The sequence below is a fragment of the Parafrankia soli genome, assembly GCF_001854695.1.
GTDB lineage: Bacteria > Actinomycetota > Actinomycetes > Frankiales > Frankiaceae > Parafrankia > Parafrankia soli.
The window spans coordinates 1-5,009 of the sequence record NZ_MAXA01000071.1; the positions used below are offsets into that span (position 1 = coordinate 1).

At 69.9% G+C, this 5,009-nt stretch carries 6 protein-coding genes; 2 read left to right on the top strand and 4 right to left on the bottom strand.

Going from position 1 to position 5,009, the window contains the following annotated elements; genetic code table 11:
* The coding region (locus BBK14_RS39285) for a hypothetical protein (RefSeq protein WP_206744659.1) at window positions 1-229 on the bottom strand (229 nt) is incomplete at its 3' end.
* Between BBK14_RS39285 and BBK14_RS08290 the strand changes: the two genes are divergently transcribed.
* Window positions 228-1,046, top strand: a complete 819-nt coding sequence (locus BBK14_RS08290; protein ID WP_071060732.1) for an enoyl-CoA hydratase/isomerase family protein — start codon at window positions 228-230, stop codon at window positions 1,044-1,046. The two genes, BBK14_RS39285 and BBK14_RS08290, sit on opposite strands and share 2 nt — an antisense overlap.
* Before the next feature lie 91 nt (window positions 1,047-1,137).
* On the opposite strand, the gene BBK14_RS08295 is transcribed toward BBK14_RS08290, so the two are convergent.
* On the bottom strand, window positions 1,138-1,917 hold the full coding sequence (locus BBK14_RS08295; RefSeq protein WP_071060734.1) for a FadR/GntR family transcriptional regulator: 780 nt from the start codon (window positions 1,915-1,917) through the stop codon (window positions 1,138-1,140).
* A 493-nt stretch (window positions 1,918-2,410) separates the two neighbouring features.
* Window positions 2,411-3,088 carry a carboxymuconolactone decarboxylase family protein gene (locus tag BBK14_RS08300; protein ID WP_071060736.1) on the bottom strand — a complete coding sequence of 226 codons (678 nt, stop codon included), beginning with the start codon at window positions 3,086-3,088 and terminating at the stop codon, window positions 2,411-2,413.
* A 489-nt stretch (window positions 3,089-3,577) separates the two neighbouring features.
* Here BBK14_RS08300 and BBK14_RS08305 point away from each other — a divergent pair, with 489 nt between their 5' ends.
* Complete coding sequence (locus BBK14_RS08305) at window positions 3,578-4,606, top strand: LLM class flavin-dependent oxidoreductase (protein WP_275078458.1); 1,029 nt, start codon at window positions 3,578-3,580, stop codon at window positions 4,604-4,606.
* 13 nt (window positions 4,607-4,619) lie between these two features.
* Here the strand turns inward: BBK14_RS08305 and BBK14_RS08310 are convergent.
* The coding region (locus BBK14_RS08310) for an FCD domain-containing protein (protein WP_116430022.1) at window positions 4,620-5,009 on the bottom strand (390 nt) is incomplete at its 5' end.

The following is a 5,009-nucleotide window of genomic DNA, read 5'->3' on the forward strand; positions in this document are numbered from 1 at the left end:
AGGTGGTGGCCGGTAGGTGCCACCGGCGAGGGCCGGCGGCCGCGCCGGCGTGGCTTGCCGCGCGCGCCGGACGCGCACAGGAGAGGACGACCACGGCCGCCTGCTGACCACCGCGGTCCTGCGTGACGCGGCCGGCCGCGCGGCGGCGGGCCTGCACGGGCACGGTTCCGGCCCGCGCGCGGGTTGTCCGGTTGACGTAGGCGTCCAATATCTCTAGATATATAGTCATGATGCAAGAGGTTGTGCCGTCCTACCACCCGAACATCCGGGTGGACCGCGACGGGTTCGTCGTGACCGTCACGATCGACCGGCCGGAGTCGAGGAACGCCTGCACCGGTGACATGTGGGTGGCCCTCGGGCGCACCTTTCGGGAGGTCGGCCACTCCGGTGCCCGCGCCGTGATCCTCACCGGCGCCGGCGGGAACTTCTGCACCGGCGCCGACCTCGGCGGCACCCGCGGCGAGAGTTCCTCGAACGGGAGCGGGGCACCGTCGCACAACCTCGACAACATGCGGGTGCTGGCCGACGTGGTGCTGGCGGTTCACGACTGTCCCGTGCCGGTCGTGGCCAAGGTCGACGGGCTCTGCGTCGGTGCCGGCCTGGGCCTCGCGCTGGCCGCCGACCTCACCTGGTGCGCGGACACGGCACGGTTCTCGCTGATCTTCGCCCGGCGCGGACTCAGCCTCGACTTCGGCACGTCCTGGCTGCTTCGCCAGCGGATCGGCGTGCACCGGGCGAAGGAGCTCGCCTACACCGCGAGGATGCTCAGCGGGACGCAGGCGGCCGAGATCGGCTTCGTGAACGCGGTCGTGCCCGCGGCGGAGCTCGACGCCGCGGTTCGCGAGATCGCCGGCACCATCGCGGCCGGGCCGCCGGTGGCCCTGTCCATGACCAAGCGTGAGCTGGCCGCCGCCGGGACGTCATCACTGGCCCAGGCCCTCGAGGTCGAGGCGCTGGCACAGACGGTGAACGTCCACACCAGGGACATGCGGGAGGCACTTACGGCCTACGCCGAGCGCCGCCCGCCCGTCTTCGAGGGACACTGACCGCCCGGGGCTCCGGACAGCCTCAGCGCTGACGTCGTCTCAGTGCTTGACGTCGTCTCAGCGCCGACGCCGTCCCAGCGCTGACGCTGCCTCAGTACTGATGCTGCATCAGATCGATGACTGTTTTGGCTCCCTGGGTGAGGATCACTTTTCCCACGACCGTCATGTGCTCTTTCCAGTGTTCCTCGGCGGCGGTGGCGTCGCCCGCCTCGACGAGTGTCGCCAGCCGGGCCTGGGAACGGAGCCCTCGCAGGCGTGTCTCGGTGGTTTCTTTCCCGCCCTCGGGCTGGCTGACCGCGGCGACGGCTCGGGCGACGATCTCATTGAGCATTTCGGCGACAATGCCCAGTGTCTGATTCCCCGCCAGTTCGACGAGCCGGGCGTGAAAGCGCGAGTTGGCGTTCCCGAACGCCTCGGGGTCGTCGATCACCTCGAGCTGCTCGGCGGTGAGCCGCCGCAGCTCGGCGGCCGCCGAGCGGTGATCCCCTGACGCGGCGACGAGCCGTACGGCGACCGGTTCGAGCAGGCTGCGGGCGGCGTGGACATCCGCGAGCGGCACATTGCGGGCCTGGAGCACGAGCGCCGCGGTGCGGGCCGTCATCCGCTGGTCCGGCCGGTGGACGACGACGCCGCCGAGAACGCCGCGCTTGACCGAGATCAGGCCCTCGGTCTCGAGTATGCGCAGGGCTTCGCGCAGGGACGGGCGGGAGACCCCGAACCGCTCGACCAGATCCGGCTCGTGGCCGAGTGACTCGCCCTCGGAAAGATCGCCCTCGACGATGAGCTGCCGAATCTCGTCGGCGATGCGCTGGGGCTTTTCGCGCAGTGTGGCCCGGTCGCGATTCCGTGCTTTCCCCGGCTCGGCCACCATGATCGACCTTCTCTGAGTGTTTGCGGTCTGTCCAGCCTACCGGGGCGCGACGATATGGCGCTGAAAGCTGCGCGCGGTCACTCGACTCTGGCCCATGATTAGTCTAGATATTTTGGAGTGCTCGGCTGGCCCGTCCTGCTGGCTGCGACGCGACGCGACGCGCGGCGACATGGCGCGGCGACGGCGCCTGGCTGGTCCATCCATACTCAAGATAGTCAACAATGTTGACGAGCTGTGACGCCGTAATGATCATGACTCGCCGATGACCCGGTTCTGATGGAGACGCACCAGGAGGTTGACGAGCGCGGTCGAGGTCGATGACGGGCGACGCCCGCCAGGCACGCCGCCGTGTGAGGCTCGGACGGAACAGACCCCGGGGCGTTGGTCGAGGCACTCGCTGTCATGGGCCGCCCCGGATTCATGCCCGGGCTCGGACCGTCACACGAGTCGCTCGTTCGCGGCGCGTACGGGATGTCCTACGATTTCGCCGCTGTCAGGCGGACGGGTCACGCTCTGCGGGGAGCGCCGGTGCGTCGACCGGTTCGGTCGGCGGGTCCGGCTGCAGGCCGACGCTGTTGAGGACCGCCGCGAGACAGAGGTAGCCGCCGACGACGAAGGACAGCTCGAGCAGCTGCCCCGCATCGAAATGGGAGGCCAGCAGCTGCCAGGTGTCGTCGCCGACGCGCGACTGGTCGATCATCTGGTCGGTCGCAGCCAGCAGTGCACGCTCGACCGGCGTCCACACCTCGGCCTCGGCTCCGTGCGGGATGGCGTAGAGCTGCTCGGTGGTGAGACCGGCCTGCATCCCGATCCGGGTGTGCTGGGCCCACTCGTAGCCGGAGCGGGTGCGCCACGCTACCCGCAGGATGAGGAGCTCGCGGTGCCGAGGGTCGAGCGTGGCGTGCTCGCCGGCGAACAGATCGGTGAACGCGAGGAAGGTCTCGCTCAGCTGKACGTGGTGGGCGAACAGCCCGAGCGCCTTCGGCATCGGGGGGGCGTCCGGGGCGCCCGACAGGTAGAGCTCGGGCCGCCGCAGGTAGCGCAGGAGGATGGACCTGGTCTCGTCGTCCCACTTCTCGAACGGCAGTGGTGCCAGCCTGGGTGCCTGCGCCTGCGCTGCCGAGGACGAGTCGCGTGATTCCGGGTGCTCGGCTCCTGGTCCGGTCGCCATCGGGGCTCCTCAGGGCTAGGCGTTTGCGAGGGGCAACGTCCGTTATCGCTTCCGCAGCTAACAGCGCGGGTTCGGGGACGTCCATAGCTCGGCATTACCAGAGACGCACTGTCTGCCTGCGACTATTATCGTTTCACCGGCCGGCTAGCATATTGGATGGCTTGGAGTCAAGTGGAGCGGCGGTCGCGCCGCAATTCGGGCGGCCCGGCCTGGCGCCCGCGAACGAGCGTGACCAGGGGAGTCGCCCGGGTGGTGACCATGTCCGTCCTGTGCCGCCAGTCAGTTGGCGGGACCTTGGCCGACTGATGAATTGCGAGTCCACGGAAACCAGGGGAGGGCCCGACCGACGGCACCTGCCCGCTCGGTGCGGAGGCGAGTTCGCGATGGCGGCCTTGACGCTCGAATGATTCAGTGAGAATCTCGAAACAGGGGTTTGCGTCGATGTTGATACCAGGGGGTCGGTTCCGATTGCGGTGCCGCCACGCTTGATTGCCTGGTAGAAACGGTTCCATGACCGACGCGAACGAGTTTGAGTTATCGTGCGGGCTCCCGCCGGGCCCGGACTTCGCCGACCTCGCCGTGCTCGCCGAAGAGCTCGGGTACGCGCGGGTGTGGATCTTCGATTCGGCGCCGCTGTGGGAGGACCCGTTCGCGCACCTGGCGCTCGCCGCCGCCCGGACGACCCGGATCGGTCTCGCCACCGCCGTCCTGATCCCGACCCAGCGGTCCGTCATGACGATGGCGTCCGGCATCGCCACCATCGCCCGGCTGTCCGGCGGCCGCTTCCGGGCCTGCTTCGGTACCGGCTACACGGCGCGCATGACGATCGGGCAGCGTGCGATGCCGCTGGACGCGCTGTTCGACTATGCCGCGTCGGTCCGCAAGCTGCTCGCCGGTGAGACGATCGTGCTCGACGGCGAGGCGGCCCGGATGCTGCACTGGCCCGGCCTGACCGCCGCCCGGCCGGTCCAGGTGCCGCTGTGGCTCAGCGTCCTCGGCCCGCGCGGCAACAAACGCGCCCCCGAGGTGGCTGACGGCACGATCGGGCCGCCCCACCCGACGCTGCCGACCGCGACGATGGTCTCGGGCACCGTGCTGGACCCCGGCGAGGACCCGAGCTCCAGCCGCGTACGGGAGGCGATCGGCCCGTGGCAGGTCGTCGGCTGGCACACCACCTATGCCGTCCGTGGGGCGGCCGGGGTGGACGCCCTGCCCGGTGGCTCGCAGTGGCGGAAGGCCCTCGAGGGCCTGGCCTCCGAGGAGGAGCGCCACCTGCTCACCTTCGAGGGCCATGTCACCCACCTCTCCKAGCGTGACCGGCCCCTGCTGGAGCACATCGACGTCGACACCATGGCCGGCGATGTCTACGTCGGCACCCTGGTCGGTGATTCCGTCAGCGTCGGACGGAAGCTCGGCCGGCTCGCCGAGGCGGGGTTCCACGAGGTCATGTACACGCCCGCCGGCCCGGACGTCGCCCGAGAGCTGCGCGCCTTCGCCGCCGCCCGCCCTTCGGGATAGCCGTACGGCAAGGTCAGGGGCTGGCGGCGGGCGAAGCTGGCGGCGCTGGTGGCAGGTAGCCGCGGGACCGCAGGTGCTCTATGGTCACGGCGGCGCAGGAGCGCACGTGCTCCTCACTGGTCCGCGTCGCCGTGACGACATCATCCGCCTGGATCGCGTCGAGCAGCCGTTCCCGGTACTTCGCCTCGTTGTCCCCCCACGCGGGCGCGTCGAAGTAGAAGCTGCCCTGGAGCACGCCGCCGAGGAACTCCAGGATCGCGTCGAGCCGCGGTGACTTCCCGGCGGTGGCGATGATCTGGAAGAACCGGCGGTCGAGGCTCCTGCGGCGGGCCTCGTCCTCGGTCGTGGCGATCTCACGGTGCAGCCGGGCCAGTTCCTCGGTCTCCAGCGGCGTGAGCTTGCG

Coding starts and splice junctions, on each gene's coding strand:
- BBK14_RS08290 (WP_071060732.1), top strand. CDS start 228: ATGATGCAAGAGGTTGTGCCGTCCTACCACCCGAACATCCGGGTGGAC.
- BBK14_RS08295 (WP_071060734.1), bottom strand. CDS start 1,917: ATGGTGGCCGAGCCGGGGAAAGCACGGAATCGCGACCGGGCCACACTG.